14 protein-coding genes and 1 tRNA gene are annotated in these 17,796 nt (G+C 64.0%); 6 read left to right on the forward strand and 9 right to left on the reverse strand.

The annotated features are described in order from the left end of the window. Position 1 precedes the first annotated feature (1 nt). Positions 2 to 877 (reverse strand): UTP--glucose-1-phosphate uridylyltransferase GalU, encoded by an 876-nt coding sequence (gene galU, locus CFR72_RS03305; RefSeq protein ID WP_110912682.1) that lies wholly within the window; start codon positions 875 to 877, stop codon positions 2 to 4. 418 nt (positions 878 to 1,295) lie between these two features. After that, positions 1,296 to 1,381: transfer RNA gene (locus tag CFR72_RS03310), tRNA-Leu, on the reverse strand. 57 nt (positions 1,382 to 1,438) lie between these two features. Here CFR72_RS03310 and lipB point away from each other — a divergent pair. Continuing rightward, positions 1,439 to 2,143, forward strand: a complete 705-nt coding sequence (lipB, locus tag CFR72_RS03315) for a lipoyl(octanoyl) transferase LipB (RefSeq protein WP_110912629.1) — start codon at positions 1,439 to 1,441, stop codon at positions 2,141 to 2,143. 119 nt (positions 2,144 to 2,262) lie between these two features. Here the strand turns inward: lipB and CFR72_RS03320 are convergent, their stop codons facing one another. Together CFR72_RS03320 and CFR72_RS03325 are read right to left on the reverse strand one after the other, a co-directional pair. Then, entirely contained in the window at positions 2,263 to 2,886 is a 624-nt protein-coding gene (locus tag CFR72_RS03320; RefSeq protein WP_110912683.1) for a LolA family protein, read from the reverse strand. An 8-nt stretch (positions 2,887 to 2,894) separates the two neighbouring features. Further along, positions 2,895 to 3,209, reverse strand: a complete 315-nt coding sequence (locus CFR72_RS03325) for a BolA family protein (protein ID WP_110912630.1) — start codon at positions 3,207 to 3,209, stop codon at positions 2,895 to 2,897. Between the two features lie 79 nt (positions 3,210 to 3,288). On the opposite strand from CFR72_RS03325, the gene CFR72_RS03330 reads away from it, so the two are divergent. The 3 genes from CFR72_RS03330 to cobT all read left to right on the forward strand — a co-directional run bounded on the left by CFR72_RS03330 (position 3,289) and on the right by cobT (position 6,983). Continuing rightward, positions 3,289 to 3,903 carry a J domain-containing protein gene (locus tag CFR72_RS03330; protein ID WP_110912631.1) on the forward strand — a complete coding sequence of 205 codons (615 nt, stop codon included), beginning with the start codon at positions 3,289 to 3,291 and terminating at the stop codon, positions 3,901 to 3,903. A gap of 119 nt (positions 3,904 to 4,022) precedes the next feature. After that, entirely contained in the window at positions 4,023 to 5,051 is a 1,029-nt protein-coding gene (cobS, locus tag CFR72_RS03335; protein WP_110912684.1) for a cobaltochelatase subunit CobS, read from the forward strand. Between the two features lie 39 nt (positions 5,052 to 5,090). After that, positions 5,091 to 6,983, forward strand: coding sequence for a cobaltochelatase subunit CobT (gene cobT / locus CFR72_RS03340; protein WP_110912632.1), 1,893 nt, complete (start codon positions 5,091 to 5,093; stop codon positions 6,981 to 6,983). A gap of 113 nt (positions 6,984 to 7,096) precedes the next feature. On the opposite strand, the gene CFR72_RS03345 is transcribed toward cobT, so the two are convergent. Both CFR72_RS03345 and CFR72_RS03350 read right to left on the reverse strand, forming a co-directional pair. Continuing rightward, positions 7,097 to 8,539 carry a pyridoxal phosphate-dependent decarboxylase family protein gene (locus tag CFR72_RS03345; protein WP_110912685.1) on the reverse strand — a complete coding sequence of 481 codons (1,443 nt, stop codon included), beginning with the start codon at positions 8,537 to 8,539 and terminating at the stop codon, positions 7,097 to 7,099. A gap of 125 nt (positions 8,540 to 8,664) precedes the next feature. Next, a complete protein-coding gene (locus CFR72_RS03350) occupies positions 8,665 to 9,645 on the reverse strand; it encodes a bile acid:sodium symporter family protein (protein WP_110912633.1) in 981 nt (326 codons plus the stop codon). A gap of 97 nt (positions 9,646 to 9,742) precedes the next feature. On the opposite strand from CFR72_RS03350, the gene CFR72_RS03355 reads away from it, so the two are divergent. Further along, positions 9,743 to 10,693: a hypothetical protein gene (locus CFR72_RS03355; RefSeq protein ID WP_110912634.1), complete on the forward strand. Its 951-nt coding sequence runs from the start codon at positions 9,743 to 9,745 to the stop codon at positions 10,691 to 10,693. 201 nt (positions 10,694 to 10,894) lie between these two features. On the opposite strand, the gene mfd is transcribed toward CFR72_RS03355, so the two are convergent. Together mfd and CFR72_RS03365 are read right to left on the reverse strand one after the other, a co-directional pair. Then, on the reverse strand, positions 10,895 to 14,368 hold the full coding sequence (gene mfd / locus CFR72_RS03360) for a transcription-repair coupling factor (protein ID WP_110912635.1): 3,474 nt from the start codon (positions 14,366 to 14,368) through the stop codon (positions 10,895 to 10,897). Then, a complete protein-coding gene (locus CFR72_RS03365; protein ID WP_110912636.1) occupies positions 14,365 to 14,676 on the reverse strand; it encodes an FAD assembly factor SdhE in 312 nt (103 codons plus the stop codon). Before CFR72_RS03365 ends, mfd begins: the two co-directional genes overlap by 4 nt. Before the next feature lie 105 nt (positions 14,677 to 14,781). Here CFR72_RS03365 and recG point away from each other — a divergent pair, with 105 nt between their 5' ends. Continuing rightward, positions 14,782 to 16,917, forward strand: coding sequence for an ATP-dependent DNA helicase RecG (gene recG / locus CFR72_RS03370; protein WP_110912637.1), 2,136 nt, complete (start codon positions 14,782 to 14,784; stop codon positions 16,915 to 16,917). Here the strand turns inward: recG and acuR are convergent. After that, the gene (acuR, locus tag CFR72_RS03375; RefSeq protein WP_110912638.1) at positions 16,901 to 17,593 is read right to left on the reverse strand and encodes an acrylate utilization transcriptional regulator AcuR; all 693 of its coding nucleotides are present in this window, start codon (positions 17,591 to 17,593) and stop codon (positions 16,901 to 16,903) included. The genes recG and acuR overlap by 17 nt on opposite strands. Positions 17,594 to 17,796: the final 203 nt, after the last annotated feature.

Here is a 17,796-nt window from a genome sequence, read left to right on the forward strand (position 1 = left end):
CTTATTTTTCCTGATAGGACTTCAGGAACTCACGCACCTCATCGGCAAGGTCTTCGCGTGCGAGGGAGAAGGCAATCTGCGCCTCGAGGAAGCCGATCTTGTTGCCGCAGTCAAAGCGGCGGCCTTCGTAGCGGAAACCATGGAACGGCACGTGGCCGATCATCTTCGCCATCGCATCGGTCAACTGCACTTCACCGCCCGCGCCCTTTTCAAGCTTGGCAAGGTGGGGCAGCACATCGGCGGTCAGGATATAGCGACCGATGACCGACAGGTTGGACGGTGCTTCCGCGGGCTTCGGCTTTTCCACCAGGCCCTTGACCTCGACAAGCTTGCCGTCGTCGTGGCCGACATCCAGCACGCCGTACTGGTCGGTCTTTTCGCGCGGGACCTCGGTCACCGCCAGCACGTTGCCGCCCGTGCGGTTATAGACCTCGACCATCTGCTTCAGGCAGGAGGTCTTGCTCTGCACCACGTCGTCAGGCAGCAGGATGGCGAACGGGTCGTTGCCGATGAAGCTGCGGGCGCACCAGATGGCATGGCCCAGGCCAAGCGGTTCCTGCTGGCGGACGGAAATCATCGAACCCGGCGTGACACGGGTCGGTTCCAGCGCCTTCAGCGCGGAGGTCTTCTTGCGCTCCTTCAGCGTGGCTTCAAGCTCAAATGCGATATCGAAATAATCAATCAGCGAGTCCTTGCCGCGGCTCGACACCAGGCAGAATTCCTCGATCCCGGCCTCACGGGCTTCGTCAATCGCGTACTGGATCAGCGGCCTGTCGACAACCGGCAGCATTTCCTTGGGCACCGATTTCGTTGCGGGCAAGAAACGGGTTCCCATTCCGGCAACAGGAAGAACGGCTTTTTTCAAGGGCTTGATCACAAAATCCACCTTATCTTACAAATAACCTCGGACTTCCCTTTCCCTGCCCTCCTGAATTCCAGGACAATCGGCAATATCTGGACCTTGGGAAAGTCGCGTTGACTGCATCTTTAGGGCGCAGTGTCACGCAACAACATGACCTAAATCAACTGTTTTGGTCTGGAATGCATTCATTAGGGGGCCTGATACGCTTTGTAATGCATTCACCCCGGTTTTCCATACCTGTCATGTCACCTGTGCCGGACTGGCATGACATGCCGACATATTGAAGCGGCGGCGGCAAGGTCTTTCGGCATAAAGATGTATAATTGTGCCGATTTTATGGCAACCCGTTCCGGACAGCACGAATCAACAGGCGGTGATGATCCGTTCACCGCCCTGCCGGGACTCTTTATTGGGATAATTTTCTGGAAATGTATGGTGCGGCCAAGAAGACTCGAACTTCCACGGGGTTTCCCCCACAAGCACCTCAAGCTTGCGCGTCTACCATTCCGCCATGGCCGCATACATTATCTTCGGTATCGGGTAAGCGATAGCGAAGCAATGCAGGCCGTATAACCGATGGAAGGCAAACGGGCAATGACTGAAAACAAGATTTTATGGGAAATGGCACCAGGACGTGTCCCCTACCCCGATGCGCTGGCCTGTATGGAGCGTGACGCCCGTGCGATCCGGGCCGGTGACGCGGGTGAACGGGTGTGGTTGCTGGAACATCCCCCCACCTATACGGCCGGCACGTCGGCCCGGCCGGAAGACCTGTTCAATCCGGCCGGATATCCCACCTGGCCTGCGGGACGCGGCGGGCAGTGGACCTATCACGGGCCGGGGCAGCGCGTGTGCTATGTCATGCTGGACCTTACGCAGCCACACGGCCCGGTCCCCGCGCGTGACGTGCGGGCCTATGTCCATGCGCTGGAGGAGTGGCTGATTCGCACACTCGGCCGTTTCGGCGTGACCGGTGAACGGCGGGAGGGACGCGTGGGCGTCTGGGTGGTGGACCCGAAAAGCGGGCGGGAGGAAAAGATCGCGGCCATCGGGGTGCGGGTCTCGCGCTGGGTCAGTTGGCACGGAGTCGCAATCAACGTTGACCATGCCCTGTCGGATTTCGAGGGAATCGTCCCCTGTGGAATCCGCGAATATGGCGTGACCAGCCTGCGCAGGCTGGGGCTCGACGTCACCATGGCGGATGTGGACCGCGCGCTGCGTGACTGCTGGACGGAGTGTTTCGGCAGCGTGCCGGTGGAAGGGGAATATCTGGAGGCATGATGCCGGCCGATCTTCCCGGCGTCACGGCATCGGGGTCTGCCTGAAAGTGATCTGACGGAAGATCCGGGACGCCGCCCTGCCAGGATGGCGTTCCCTGAAACTGCATGATTCGCAGCCTCTTACTTCGTGGTGCTGAGGGAAAACAGGTCATCAGGCCATGCAGGACCGGCATGGACATCATCGAGGTCGAGGCGGATATGCTGGCGTTCCACGTCCGTCATCTCGATGGCGATCAGGCTCAGCGTGCCCGAGATATCCGAAAAGCCCAGCGTCAGGAGCCCCTGCGACGGGCTGTCGGAACGCGCCATGGAGATCTGGAGGCTGTTGGTCCCGTGCTGGACGGAAGTCACGACGATCTCTCCATCCAGATGCACGGGCTGTTGCAGCAGCAGGCCAAGCGGCTGGTGCCCGAGCGACATGCGCGTTACGGAATCGCGGCGCGGGTCGATGAACACCAGATGCCCGTTCGCCGCCGTCAGCTTCATCGCGGCGGGCGTGGTGTAGTCAAGGCGCAGCCTGCCCGGATCATAATACAGCTTCCCGTCGCCCTTCCCGCCATCGGGCCAGGTCTGGACGAAATGCGCGCCAAGGCCGTGCGTGTCATTGAGGTAATGCTCGACCCGCGTGATCTCGTCCTTCTGGCTCAGCGTCGCCTTGTCCGGCACTGCCTGACAAGCGCCAAGCAGCATCAGCAGGCCGCCCGCCATCAGGCGGCGGACGTGAAAGGGAAATGCCGGTTTCATGGCATCTTTCATGATGTCGTCATCCGTTCCTGTTCCGCAGGCGTGCGCAGGGTCAGAGACAGCGCATGCATGCCGCCCGCGAATTCATCGGCCAGCAGTTCGTGGACAAGGCGGGAGCGCTGCACCCGGCCCATGTCGGCAAAGGCGTCGCTGACAACCAGCACGTTATAATGACTCTCCCCCGCCTGCACGCCATTGTCGCGTATCCCGACATGGTGGGCATGGCGGGCGCTGTCGTCGTGAACATGCAGTTCCACGGGGGCGAGACGCTCACGAAGGCATGTCTCGATTCGGGCGGCGCGTCCCGCGATCCGGTCTGTCATTGGCTGCTTCCTCTGCTCCATGGCCACACTCGCACATCTTCGCTCTTGCACGAAGCATGAACGGACGCACATAACGGGAATGATGAAGAGAAGGAATACACGTCCCAAGGCCTTTGACCCCGATCCGGACGCACCGGCGCGCTGCTGCGACATGGCCGGATGCACCGAGGCCGCAGGTTATCGCGCGCCGCGTTCGCGCGACGCGCTGAACCAGTATTTCTGGTTCTGCCTGGAACATGTGCGTGAATACAATGCGCGCTGGGACTACTACAAAGGCATGTCGCCCTGGCAGATCGAGGCCCATATCCGCGCCGATGTGTCGTGGAACAGGCCGTCATGGCGACTGGGGCAGGCCAATGGCGCGCGTGGCTTTGACGAGGAGGAAATCCTCGACCCGCTTGACCTGCTGAAAAACGGTGCGCGCACGCGGGCACGCCGCGCGCAGGAACGTGACGCGCGCCATGCCGCCCCGGATGAACTGAAATACCCGCTCAGCGTGCTGGACCTTGGCTGGCCCATCTCGCTCGATGAACTGAAGACACGCTACAAGGCGCTGGCCCGCCAGCATCACCCCGACGCCAATGGCGGCGATCGCGCGGCGGAAGAGCGGCTTAAGGGGATCAATGTTGCCTATACGGCGATCCGTGCCCATCTTGTGGCAATGCCGGACGGCGGACTTGCCCGTTCGGCCTAGATTTTAAGTGATGGCTGATCGCCCGTCCCCTTCCTATACTCCTGTGTATGACGTTACCTGTCGTGCCGGATCGCGGCGTATGATGGCAGGGGCACCAGAATATGACGGACACGATATCAATGAATGCACTCGAAGAGCTTACGCCCGGAAATGTCGATGCGGCAGGCGAGCCGCTGCCTCCCATTTCCGCCATTTCCCAGCCTGACCGCAAGGTCTCGGCGCGGGAGGTGTTCGGTATCGACAGCGATATGGAAGTGCCCGCATTTTCGGTGCGCACCGACCATGTGCCCCAGATCGACCCGACCTACCAGTTCGACCATGACACCACGCTGGCCATCCTTGCGGGCTTTGCCTTCAACCGCCGCGTGATGGTCCAGGGCTATCACGGCACGGGCAAGTCTTCGCATATCGAGCAGGTGGCCGCGCGGCTGAACTGGCCGAGCGTGCGCATCAACCTCGACAGCCATATTTCGCGTATCGACCTGATCGGCAAGGATGCGATCGTCCTGAAGGACGGCAAGCAGATCACCGAATTCCGCGAGGGCCTGCTGCCATGGGGCCTGCAGCATCCCTGCGCGCTGGTGTTTGACGAATATGACGCGGGACGGCCCGATGTCATGTTCGTCATCCAGCGCGTGCTCGAGGTGGAGGGACATCTGACGCTGCTGGACCAGAACCGCGTCATCCGCCCCAACCCCGCCTTCCGCCTGTTCGCGACGGCCAACACCGTCGGCCTTGGCGATACCACGGGCCTGTATCATGGCACCCAGCAGATCAACCAGGGGCAGATGGATCGCTGGAACATCGTCACGACGCTGAATTACCTGCCCCATGCGCAGGAAAGCGCCATTGTCATGGCGAAGATGGGGATCGACCCGAAGAAGAACCCGCAGGACGCCAGGCGGATCGAGATGATGGTCGCCCTTGCGGACCTGACGCGTTCGGGGTTCATCGCGGGCGACATCTCCACCGTCATGTCACCGCGCACGGTCATCAGTTGGGCCGAAAACTATCGTATTTTCAAGGATCTGGCCTTTGCGTTCCGTGTGACGTTCCTGAATAAGTGCGATGAGGCGGAACGGCCGACCGTGGCCGAATATTACCAGCGCTGTTTCAACGCCGACCTGATGCCACCGCAGGCACGCTAAGGCAGCGCAGAACGATTCCAGAGCAGGCAGGCATACGGCATGCGTGAAAAGACCCCATCCTCGCGTTCGGGCGAAGCTTCAGCCCAGCGGACCGCACGCGCCGAGCGTTTCAAGCGCGCGACGGTCGGGGCTGTCCGCGCCGTGGGCGGCAATGCCGCGACGGAGGTGACGTTCCTTAACGGTCCCGTCGCCCCCGGTGTCTCTGTGGTGGGCACGCAGGTGCGCCTGCCCGCGCCGGCGGCGGGCATGTCGGAGGTTGACATGATGCGCCTGCGTGGTGTCGCGGATGCGGCGGCATTGCGGGTGCGCCATCATGACGCGGCCATCCATGCCGCGGCCCAGCCTGACGCGGGCGAGGCACGCGACATCTATGACGCGCTGGAACAGGCGCGGGTTGAAAGTGTCGGCGCGCGGCACATGGCAGGCATGGCCGCCAACCTTCAGGCCAGGCTGGCGCAGGAATGTGCGGAAATGGGCCTTGGCGACGCCAATGGCGGACGCCAGATGCCCACGGCACTTGCGTTCGGCCTGCTGGCGCGCGCGCGCATGACGGGCCAGCCTGTGACGGAGTCCATGAAGACCACCATGCAGCGCTGGCAGGATGAACTGCCCGCCAATGTGCTGCAGGCGCTTGATGCGATGGTCGCCCGGCAGGACAGCCAGGTGGATTTCGCCCGTGCCGCCCGGCAGTTGCTGATGGCCTGTGACCTGATCGAGCAGGAAACCGACCCCGAGGCGGAGGACGAGGACGGAACCGCGTCCGCCCAGTCGGATGAAAGCGATGCCTCCGACGCGCCGGAGGAGCCGAACCCGCAGGAGCAGGACAGCCCGGCGGAGGAAGAGGATCCCGGCCTGCAGATGCAGATGTCGCAGGGCACCGGTATGGGAGAGGACGAGCAGGATAACGGCGAGCAGGACGGTGCGGCTTCCGGTTCGGAGGAAGCGGGCGGTCCCTCCGAAGATGCGGAAGACGCGGATCAGGACAGGATCCCGGGCTATCACGCCTATACCACTGCCTATGACGAGGAAATCGGCGCGGAAGACCTGTGCGATGCGGAGGAACTGTTCCGCCTGCGCCAGACCCTCGACCAGCAGTTGGTGAGCATGCAGGGCGTGGTGTCGAAACTGGCGAACCGCCTGCAGCGCCGCCTGATGGCGCAGCAGACCCGGGCGTGGGAGTTCGATCTGGAGGAAGGCATCCTCGATGCTGGCCGCCTGTCGCGCATCGTGGTCAACCCGATGCTTTCGCTGTCGTACAAGCGCGAACGCGACACGGATTTCCGTGACACCGTGGTGACGCTGCTGATTGACAATTCCGGGTCGATGCGTGGCCGCCCGATTTCGGTTGCGGCGATGTGTGGCGATATCCTCGCCCGCACGCTTGAACGCTGCGCGGTCAAGGTGGAGGTGCTTGGCTTTACCACCCGCGCGTGGAAAGGCGGGCGCAGCCGGGAGCAATGGGTGACCGATGGCAAGCCCGCCAATCCCGGGCGCCTCAATGACCTGCGCCATATTGTGTACAAGGCGGCGGACATGCCGTGGCGTCGGGCGCGCAAGAATCTTGGCCTGATGCTGCGCGAAGGGCTGCTGAAGGAAAACATCGACGGTGAAGCGCTGCTGTGGGCGCAGCGCCGCCTGCGGGCGCGTCCCGAAAGCCGCAAGATTTTGATGGTGATTTCCGATGGCGCGCCGGTGGATGACAGTACCCTGTCGGTCAATCCCGGCTCCTACCTGGAGACGCACCTGCGCGAAGTCATTGCACAGATCGAGACGCGCAGCGCCATCGAACTGCTGGCCATCGGGATCGGGCATGACGTGACCCGGTATTACCGCCGCGCCGTCACCATTACCGACGCGGAGGAACTGGGTGGCACGATGATGCAGAAACTCTCCGAGCTGTTCACCGAAGAAAAGTCGGGGGGACGGCGCTAGTCTCCTCTCCTGCTGCTGGCAGGTCTTGAAAGTTTTTGGTGAAGCTTCTTCCAAAAAGCTTCAGGGGAACGTCGCCTTTTCAGAGAAAAGGCGACGTCCGGAAGCTTCCGTTGTCAGCCCTGCTTTTCCCGGGCAAGCCGTGCATCCGCGAGTTCGAGGAGCTTCTCAAGCATCCGGTCCACATCCGCCTCCACCGTGCGGTGGTTGACGATGGCCGCGCGCACGGCCTTGCGTCCCCCGATCACGGTGGTGGACGGGGCCGCGACGCCGCTTTCATGCAGGTCCTTGACGATTTCGCCATTGAAATGGTCAAGGTCGTCCACGGTGGCGAGCACACGGAAACACACAATGTTCAGCGTGACCGGCGCCAGCAGTTCCGTGCGCGGATTTTCCTCCACCCGGCGGGCCAGGTGACGGGCGATGGCGCAGCATCCCGCCACCATTTCACCCATCCGTTCCGCGCCATAGGTGCCCAGCGTCATCCAGACCTTCAGCGCACGGAAACCACGTGACAGGTCGGGGCCAAGGTCACAGAACCACGGACCGTTTGTCGCAAGGCCCCTGTCCTCCCGCGCGAGGTAACTGCGCGACTGTGCAAAGGCGGCGGCCTGAAGCGTGGGGTCGCGCACGAGGATGCAGCCCGCGTCGTACTGCACCTGCGCCCATTTGTGGAAATCGAATGCGATGCTGTCGGCGCGTTCCATCCCCTTGAGCATCGGCCGCAGGTCCGGCGACAGGGCCGCCAGCGCGCCGAAGGCCCCATCGACATGGAACCACAGCTTTTCGCGCGCGGCGATGTTGGCCAACTGGTCCAGATCGTCGATGGAGCCGGTATCGACGGTTCCCGCAGTGCCGACAATCATGAAGGGTTCGTACCCGGCCGCGCGGTCACGGGCGATGGCCTTTTCCAGTTCCGGCAGGATCATGCGGTTGTTGCGGTCCACCGGGATGATCCGCAGGGCGTCGGACCCCAGCCCCGTCAGGTCGAACGCACGCGAAATGCAGCCATGGGCGCTGGCGGCGGCATATCCCGTCAGCCTGCGCGTCCCCACCCCGGCATGGCGCATCGCCAGGCCGTCCGGCACGGCGCGGCTGGCGGTGATGACCGCGATCATGTTGGCCATGGACGACCCCGTCACCAGCAGGCCGGAACAGTCGGTGGGAAAACCGCAGATCTGCGCGGCCCAGCGGATGACCTCGCGCTCCACCTCGATCGGGGCATGGTCACGGCCGCCACAGTTGGCGTTCAGCCCCCCTGCCAGCAGTTCAGACAGCATCCCGATCGCGGTACCCCCTCCATGGACCCACCCCATGAAGCCCGGATGCACGTTGCCCGTGGCATAGGGCACGACCAGTTGCTGGAAACGGGCATAGAGGTCTTCGGGCGCGGAGGGGCCGGCCGGCAGGCCCGTACGCAGTTCCTGGCGCAGCCCGTTGGGCATGGGCTGCCACACCGGCTGTTCACGCAGGTGGCTGAGGCGATCGATCATGTCGTCCAGCATCCGGTGTCCCAGCTGACGCAGCGCGTCCCAGTTGTCAGGATCCAGTCCACTCATGTTTCGTTCGTCCACCATCTTGCGTCACAATAAATCGGATCAGGCATGCGCCATGAAGCCGCACGTGTCATAGCCTTCCCGCGTCCCAACGGCGAGGGGCAAAAACACCCGCCATGTTCGCATGCTTATGTCTGGCGCGCGATCCCGTCCGTCCGGACTCCGGTGGCGCTGCGGGCATAACGCCGCGCCAGGGTCGCGCACACGAACAACTGGATCTGGTGATAGATCATCAGCGGCAGGACGATAATGCCCACCATCGGCCCCGCAAACAGCACGTTGGCCATCGGAACGCCTGACGCCAGTGTCTTTTTCGAACCGCAGAACACGATCGCCACCTCGTCACGGCGGCTGAAGCCGAGCAGGCGGCTGCCGAACGTTGTCAGGACCAGAACGGTAAGCAGCAGGATGCTGTCCGCCACCATGATGCGCCCGATCTGTGCCGCGGTAACCCGGTGCCACAGCCCCTGCACCACCGCTTCGCTGAAGGCGGTATAGACGACGATCAGGATGGAAGCCCGGTCGGTCATGGAAATCACCTGCTTGTACCGGTGGACCCATCCCCCGATCCATGGCTGCGCCATCTGCCCCAGCATGAAGGGCAGCAGAAGTTGCAGCATGATCGACGTGATCCCCCCCTGCGTGGAGGCCGACTGGTGCACGACCAGTCCCGTCAGGAGCGGCGTGATGAAAATGCCCATGATGTTGGACATGGTGGCCGAACAGATGGCCGCCGCCACGTTCCCCTGCCAGATGGAGGTAAAGGCGATCGAGGACTGCACCGTCGAGGGCAGGCAGCACAGGAACAGCAGTCCCGTCCAGGTATCGGCATCAAGGAATGCTGGGAACAGCGCATGAAACCCCATTCCCAGCAGCGGGAAGGCCACGAAGGTGCAGCCAAGGATCGCCAGATGGAGGCGCCAGTTCGTCATGCCGTCGATGATGGCGCGTCGTGACAGGCGCGCGCCCTGGAAAAAGAACATGACCCCGATCACGATAATGGCCAGTGTCTGGAAAAAATTGATCCCGTTCCCTGTGCAGGGAAAAAAGGTTGCGATAAGGATCGTGGCAACCAGGCAAAGCAGGAACGTGTCGATCTTGCGGAACATGGGGTTTGAAACTTCTGATTGCAGGGGGAGATCTGGCGCTTTTCGATACGGCCACAGATTGCATAATGAACGTATCCAAGCCAGTTTACGCATCACAATGAAGAAACTTCTCTTACCGCTTCTCCTTGGCGCCTGCGCGCCCGCGATCGCCTTCCCTGCCGCCAGCGGCGCATGGGCGACCTCCCTGCCGGAAGAATGCGCGGTCTCGTCCGCCACCAGCAGCCAGGCGCACGTGACGGACAGCATCATCTCCCGCGGGTATGACCTGCGCCTTGCGGGGGAACATGCGCATCAGGAACTGCGTGCGGGTGACATCACCGCCACCGGCAGCGGGATGAATGCCGCCGAACTGCATGACCTGGAGGATGCGGCATCCCTGGTCATGGTGGCAACCCTGACGGGCCACCATTCCGACCACTGCCCCAATTCCTATTTCCTGCAGGTCGTCGCCCCCGTCCTTGACGGGGTGCAGTCGGGCAAGAGCTACGACCTTGTGTGGGATAACGCGGACATGTCCACGGGGACGATCCACCTGTCCTTCCGTCGTGCCCACCTGCGCCTGACGGGCGGGCGCACGCCTGACGCCCCTGCCGTCATGACGCTGGAGACGCAGGGCGTGAACATCAATGGCAGCAAGAATCACCTGCTGGAGGCGACGATGCCACAGCAGGCCTCGGCGTCCGCTTCCATGCCCGCATCGGATATCGTGCCGCTTGCCGCCGCCATCGTCGGCCACCCGAGCGAGAGTGTCGCGGTGCCGGTGGAACTGACCTCGGTCAAGGCGGTGCGTGACACGATGCAGATTTCGGGCAACGGCAAGGCGACCCTGACGGGCAATACCGATGCCTCCGCCGGGGAGGGCCATGTGGCGGTCCAGCATCTTGACGACATCATCGCGACCCTGCGCGACAGTGGCCAGACGAAGGCCAGCGCGGCCCTGGTCTTGGCCAAGCTGTTCGGGCACCGTTCGGCCACTGGCACGTCGTGGGACGTGAACTGGGATGCCGGTGTCCTGACGGTCAACCATATCCCCCTGCCCATCCGCTAAAAACGGTTTGAAAAGTTAAAAGTTTTTGGTGAAGCCTTTTTCAAAAAGCTTCGAAGAACGTCCCCCCTTTCGATCAAAAGGCGACACCCGGAAACTTTTGCTTTCAAATGGTTCCTGAAGGAAACCACCCGGACGCGGCTTTCGCGAAAAGGCCACGTCCGGACGCATCTCCTGATCCGCGCGATATTGCGCGGACCATCCTCAGGCCGGGACAGCTTCCGCCAGCGTGTTCAGCGCCCCAAGCACCTTGCGGGCCTGCGTGATGCGCTGCGCGTTCGTCATCTCCCGGATGATGGCCAGCTTGTGGTCCGGGCGCAGCCGCACCTTCCCGTCCTTCTGCTGCGCGATCCATGTCACCAGTCCCGCCGGGTTGACGAAGCTGTTGTTGCGGAACTGGATCACCATGCCCTTCGGCCCGGCCTCCAGCCGTTCCACGCCCGCAGTACGGCACATCCGCTTCAGCGCCACGACATCAAGCAGGTTGCGCACCTCGTCGGGCAATGTGCCGAAGCGGTCGATCAGTTCCGCCTGCATCGCCTCGATTTCCGCATCGTTGGCAAGGGCCGAAATCCGGCGATACAGCCCCAGCCGCACCGGCAGGTCCGGCACATAGGTGTCGGGGATCAGCACCGGCAGGCCAAGGATGATGTTGGGGGTCCAGTCGCGATCCTCCGCCTTGCGGCGGCCCTTTTCATGGCGCAGGTCGGCCACCGCGTCTTCGAGCATCTGCTGGTAAAGCTCGATCCCGACCTCACGGATATGCCCTGACTGCTCATCGCCGAGCAGGTTGCCGGCCCCGCGCAGGTCAAGGTCGTGCGACGCCAGCGTAAAGCCCGCCCCCAGCGTATCAAGCGTCTGCATGACCTCCAGCCGCTTCTGCGCGGCAGCCGACAGGACATGTGTCTGCGGCCATGTCAGGTAGGCATATCCACGCTGCTTGCCGCGCCCGACGCGCCCGCGCAACTGGTAAAGCTGCCCCAGCCCGAACATGTCGGCGCGATGGATGATGAGCGTATTGACCGCAGGCATGTCCAGCCCGCTTTCGACGATGTTGGTGGACAGCAGGATGTCATATTTGCCATCGCTGAATTCGGTCATGACCCGTTCCAGTTCGGTCGGGCTCAGGCGGCCATGCGCCTGCACCATCCGGGCATCGGGGACGATTTCATGCAGCCGGGCCGCCATGCGGTCGAGGTCCTCGATACGCGGCACGACGCAGAAGACCTGCCCCCCACGGAACCGCTCGCGCTGGATGGCCTCGCGGATGACGACGCTGTCGAAGGGCATGATGAAGGTCCGCACCGCCAGGCGGTCGGTTGGCGGGGTTGCGATCAGGCTCATTTCCCGCACGCCGGTCAGGGCAAGCTGCAGGGTGCGCGGCAGCGGTGTGGCCGACAGCGTCAGGACATGGACATCCTCACGCAGGGCCTTGAGCTTTTCCTTGTGCGCGACGCCGAAATGCTGCTCCTCGTCAACAATCAGCAGGCCGAGGTCCGCGAATTTGACCGTCTTGGCAAGCAGCGCATGCGTGCCGATCACGATATTGACCGTGCCATCGGCCAGCCCCTTGCGCACGGCGGTGGCTTCCTTGCCCGTGACCATGCGTGACAGTTGCGCCACCTTGATCGGCAGGTCCGAGAAACGGGCGGCGAACGTGCGGTAATGCTGCCGCGCCAGCAGCGTGGTCGGCACGACGACGGCCACCTGCCCGCCCGACATCGCGGCGACAAAGGCCGCGCGCAGTGCCACTTCGGTCTTGCCAAACCCGACATCGCCACAGACAAGCCGGTCCATCGGGCGGCCCGATGCCATGTCGTCCAGGACGTCGGCAATGGCGCGGGACTGGTCCTCGGTCTCCACAAAGGGGAAGCGGGCGCAGAATTCGTCCCACAATCCCTCGGCCGGCGTCAGGGCCGGGGCTTCACGCAGTGCGCGCGCCGCCGCCGTGCGGATCAGTTCCCCCGCCATGTCGCGGATGCGCTGCTTCATCTTCGCCTTGCGCGACTGCCACGACACACCGCCAAGCTTGTCCAGCGCCACGCCCGTCTGTTCCGAGCCGAAGCGGCTGAGCAGTTCGATGTTCTCGACCGGCAGGAACAGCTTTTCGTTGCCGTCATAGATCAGGCGCAGGCAGTCATGCGGCGCGCTGCCGACGCCGATCGTCTCCAGCCCGTCATAGCGGCCAATGCCGTAATCCTGATGCACGACGAGGTCGCCTTCCGCGATTTCCGACGCCTCGGCAATGAACTGGTCGGCCTTCTTGCGGCGGCGCGGCGGGCGCGAGATCCGCTCACCCAGCAGATCCTGTTCGGACACGAAGGCCATGTCGTCGGCCACGAATCCGCGTTCCAGCCCCAGCGTCAGAAGCCCGATCGTGCCGGCCTTCATGCGCGCGGCCTCGTGCCATGTCGTGTATGACTGCACCGGCAGGTGGTATTCCCGCAACAACACGCCCAGCCGTTCGGCCGAGCCACGGCTCCATGCCGTGACATAGGTGCGCCGTCCCGTCTGCGCCCATTCGTTCATGCGCGCGGCCAGCATGGGGAAGACGTTTTCGCGCATGCCGTCGGTCGCGGTGCGCGCGAACATCTGCCCCGGTCTGCCACCCGCATCAATCCCCGACGCGCCATCGGGCTGCGCAAAGGGCATGAACACCACCGCCGGGTGTCCAGCCAGCATGGCCTCCCACCCCTTGCGGTCGAGATACATCAGGTGGGACGGAAGCGCGCGGTAGGGCACCTCCCCCTCACGGGTCGGCTGGCGTCGGGCCTCGAAATGGTCCGCGATCATTTCCAGCCGCGCGGTGAACGCTTCCTCCGCCTGCTGCGCCAGTGAAATCGACACGCCGGGCAGGTAATCGATCAGGGTTTCCATATGTTCATGGAACAGCGGCAGCCAGTGCTCCATCCCCGCATGCCGCCGCCCGGCGGAGACATGCTGGTACATCGGATCCTCCGCTGCGGCCTGGCCGAACAGGTCGCGCCAGCCGGTGCGAAAGCGTGAAATGCTGTCGGCATCAAGGCTGAAATCCGCCACCGGCCGCATGACCAGCGCGTCCCTGCGGCCTGTCGAACGCTGGGTCGCGGGGTCGAAGCCGCGGATGTTTTCCACCTCGTCCCCGAACAGGTCGAGGCGCACAGGTTCGGCCTCGCCTGCCGGGAAGATGTCGAAAATCCCGCCGCGCGTCGCGAATTCGCCCGGTTCCATCACCGTGTCGGTGCGGTTGTAGCCGTTTGCGACCAGAAGTTCGATCAGGAATTCCTGGTCCAGTGCCTCGCCCGTGGCGATGTTGAGCGACTGCCCCTCGAACGCGCGACGCGGGGCCACGCGCTGGATCAGGCCATTGACCGTGGTCAGCACGATGCGCGGGCGCTTCGGCTTTTCCAGCAGGCAGGTCAGGGTCGCGACCCGTTCGGCCACGATGGCCGGGTTGGGCGAAACCCGGTCATAGGGCAGGCAGTCCCACGCCGGAAAGCGCAGGATTTCCGCCTGCGGGGCAATAAAGGCGAGCTGTTCGCCAATCCGCGCCATTTCCGCGTCGTCGCGCGCCACATGCAGCAGGGGGCCATCATGTTCGGACAGGCGACGGGCGAGGAGAAACGCGTCATATCCCTCCGGCACGCCCCAGATCTGGGTCAGGCCGGATGTCTGTCGCGTGGCGCGGATTTCGTTCATTTGGGGCCTCGGATCGCGGCCAGACGCTCCGGGTCGTTGGCGTCGGCAAGGATGGCGCGCATCATGGGGGTATCGACTTCCGCCGGGATCGGGCGACGTCCACTCAGCCAGTCGGCAAGGTCGGCATCAGGCAGGTCCATCACTTCCTCCAGCGCGTCGAGTTCCGCCTCGCTCATGCCCTCAAGGCGCGGGGCGACAAATCCCCCGATCAGCACATCGGTTTCGTGTGTGCCACGGTGCATCGCGCGGTAATAGATACGCCGCCGGCGTGCATCAAGGCGCGACAGGTCAGGATTATTGGCTTGCATTGCGTTCCACCCCGTTATGGTTGCGTTTTGTTCTGTAACGCATTTGTCCTATAGCCGTCCCCGGGCTGTCTGTCAGCCCGGACGACCTGCATGCCAACCTGCCGGATGAACAGCCGCGTGTCACCCTGCCCCCCTGCCCCGCCCGCCACCGATACCCCGCTTCTGGCCCCGTTGCTGGCCAGTGTGGGAACCCTGCCGGGCATCGGCCCGTCGGTCGAACGCCTGATCGCGCGCGCCGCGCGGGGCGACCGTGTGATCGACCTGCTGTTTCACCTGCCCGATGGTCTGGTGGACCGGCGTTACCGCCCGCAGCTTGCCGTGGCGGAGGCAGGGCGCGTGTGCACGTTCCATGGGCATGTGGTACGGATCATCGCGCCCGAAAGCAGCCGGGGGCGCAAGCCGTGGCGTATTGTCGTCAGTGACGGGACGGGCCAGGCGGAACTGGTCTTCTTCTCCCCCTATCAGGCGCAGAGGCTGCGGATGGACATGCAGATATGCGTCTCGGGCATGCTGGAGCGTTTTGGCGACCGGCTGAGCATGCCGCATCCGGATTACCTGGTTCCCGCCGACCAGGGGATTATGATTCCCCTGCTCGATCCGGTCTGGCCGCTGACAGGGGGGCTGTTTCCGCGCCACCTGCGCACCGCGCTGCAGGGCGCGTTCGCCCGCTTCCCCGCGCTGCCGGAATGGCTGGATCCCGAAATGGTGCGCAAGCGCAAATGGCCGACGTTCGAGCAGGCCCTGCGTGTCCTGCACCGTCCGTCGGATTTTCCCGACCTGATGGAGGGCGACCGCTATACCGCCGCAAGTGAACGTGCACGCGCGCGCCTGTCCTATGACGAACTGCTGGCGATGCAGATCGCCATGGCCCGTGCGCGCATCGACAACCGGGACCGGCCCGGCCGTTCCATCGTCGGCACCGGTGCCCTGCGCGCGGTCGCCCTGTCGCGCTTCGGCCATGAACCGACCACGGCGCAGACCCGGGTGCTGGAGGAAATCGGGCAGGACCTGCGTGCGCCGCATCGCATGACACGGCTGCTGCAGGGCGATGTCGGGGCGGGCAAGACGCTGGTGGCGCTGATGGCGATGCTCAGCGCGGTGGAGGCCGGGCATCAGGCGGCACTGATGGCGCCGACCGAAATCCTTGCGCGCCAGCATCTGGCGACCTTCGAGAAACTCTCCCCCGTGCCGGTGGCGTTCCTCAGCGGCTCCGTCAAGGGACGGGCGCGCAGGCAGGCGCTGGAGGCCATCCGCACCGGGGCGGCGCCGCTTGTTGTCGGGACGCATGCGCTGTTTCAGGACAAGGTGGAGTTCGCCGACCTCGCACTGGTCGTCATTGACGAGCAGCATCGCTTTGGCGTGGCGCAGCGCATGATGCTGGGCGAAAAGGGCGACCGGACCGATGTGCTGGTCATGACGGCAACCCCCATCCCGCGCACGCTGCTGCTGACGCAGTGGGGGGACATGCAGGTCAGCCGCCTTGACGTAAAACCGGCGGGGCGCAAGCCCATCCGCACCTCGCTGCACGCGCTGTCGGCCATGCCCGAACTGGTGGCCGCCCTGCGCCGGGCGCTGGCGCGGGGCGCGCAGGTCTTCTGGGTCTGCCCGCTGGTATCGGAGAGCGAGGCGCTCGACATCGCGGCGGCGGAGGCGCGCCACGCGATGCTGCGGGAATATTTTGGCGACCTTGTCGGCCTTGCCCATGGGCAGCAGGACATCGCCGTGCGCGAAGACTCGATCCGCGACTTTGCCGAAGGGAAGACGCGCATCCTCGTCGCCACCACGGTGATCGAGGTCGGCGTGGATATCCCGTCGGCCACGGTCATGATGATCGAACATGCCGAGCGTTTCGGCCTGGCGCAGTTGCACCAGTTGCGTGGCCGGGTGGGACGCGGGCAGGCGGAATCGTTCTGCCTGCTGCTGCATGACAGCCAGTTGGGGCAGACGGCGCGGCGGCGCCTGGCGCTGCTGCGTGATACGGAGGACGGGTTCGTCATCGCGGACGAGGATTTCCGCATCCGTGGCGGCGGCGACCTTGCGGGTCACCGGCAGTCGGGAATGCCGGATTTCCGCATGGCGGCGGGCGTGCATATCGAACAGTTGCTGCGCGCCGCGGCACAGGACGCCCAGCGTGTGGTCGAGGATGCGTCCGCGGGCGTGCGCAGGCGGACCGCGGCGATTGTTCTCCTGCTTGAACTGTTTTCGCGCACCGATGCGCAGCGGATCATGAAGGCGGGGTAAAGGCCGGCGTATAGTCCTTCAGGCCACATTCGGCCTCGACCATTTCAAGGAAGATTTCCGAAAACAGGCTCATCGGCCTGACCGAGCGTTCAAGGCGCGCGCGCAGCACCGCCCCTTCCCACCCGATCCAGAAAAACTCGGCCCAGCGCTGGCAGATATGGCCATAGGCGGGCGATGGCGTGTCGAACGCGGCCATCAGGCAGGTGGCGACCCGGCGTTCCCACCCCGCAAGAACGTCGCGCAGTTCCTGGTGGAACGAAGCCGGCAGGATGGCAAGTTCCTGCCCCAGATTCCCGATCAGGCACCCGCGCGTGTAGTCGAAGCGTATGATCCCCGTCTTTGCGTCTTCCACGAAATGGCGCAGGCGCTGCAGTGGGGGATAGGAGTCATCCGTCAGCCAGCGGTCGAGCTTCGCATTGAAATAACGCGCGTAGCTCTTGATGACCGCGCTGCCGAAATCTTCCTTGTTTTCAAAGTAGTGATAGAACGATCCCTTGGCTACCCCCGCCGCGCGCAGGATGTCGTCAAGCCCGCTTGCGCCAAACCCCTTTTCGGTCAGCGCGACGATCCCCGCCTGGATCAGTTGATGGCGGATGTTCTGCTGTTCGGAGACGTCCTTGGGGGGGCGTCCACGTCCGCGCGCTTTGGGGGACTTCGGTGATACGTTCGGGTTCATGTCAGATATATCCCCCACTTTTACGCAATCGGCAATGTTGCGCTGCGGTTGTGGCCAGCGGGCATGCGTCAGGGACATGCCCTGTGGCGTGCTTATCCCCTGGCTGCTGGTAACGTGGGATATGCCCGCATGGTGGCAGCGGACCGGGACGGGGGTGGAAAAACGGCCCCGCACTGGCCCGCGGCCGCCGGCCAGCGCCCCGT

Origin of the sequence: Gluconacetobacter entanii (assembly GCF_003206495.1) — a bacterium.
Lineage (GTDB): Bacteria > Pseudomonadota > Alphaproteobacteria > Acetobacterales > Acetobacteraceae > Novacetimonas > Novacetimonas entanii.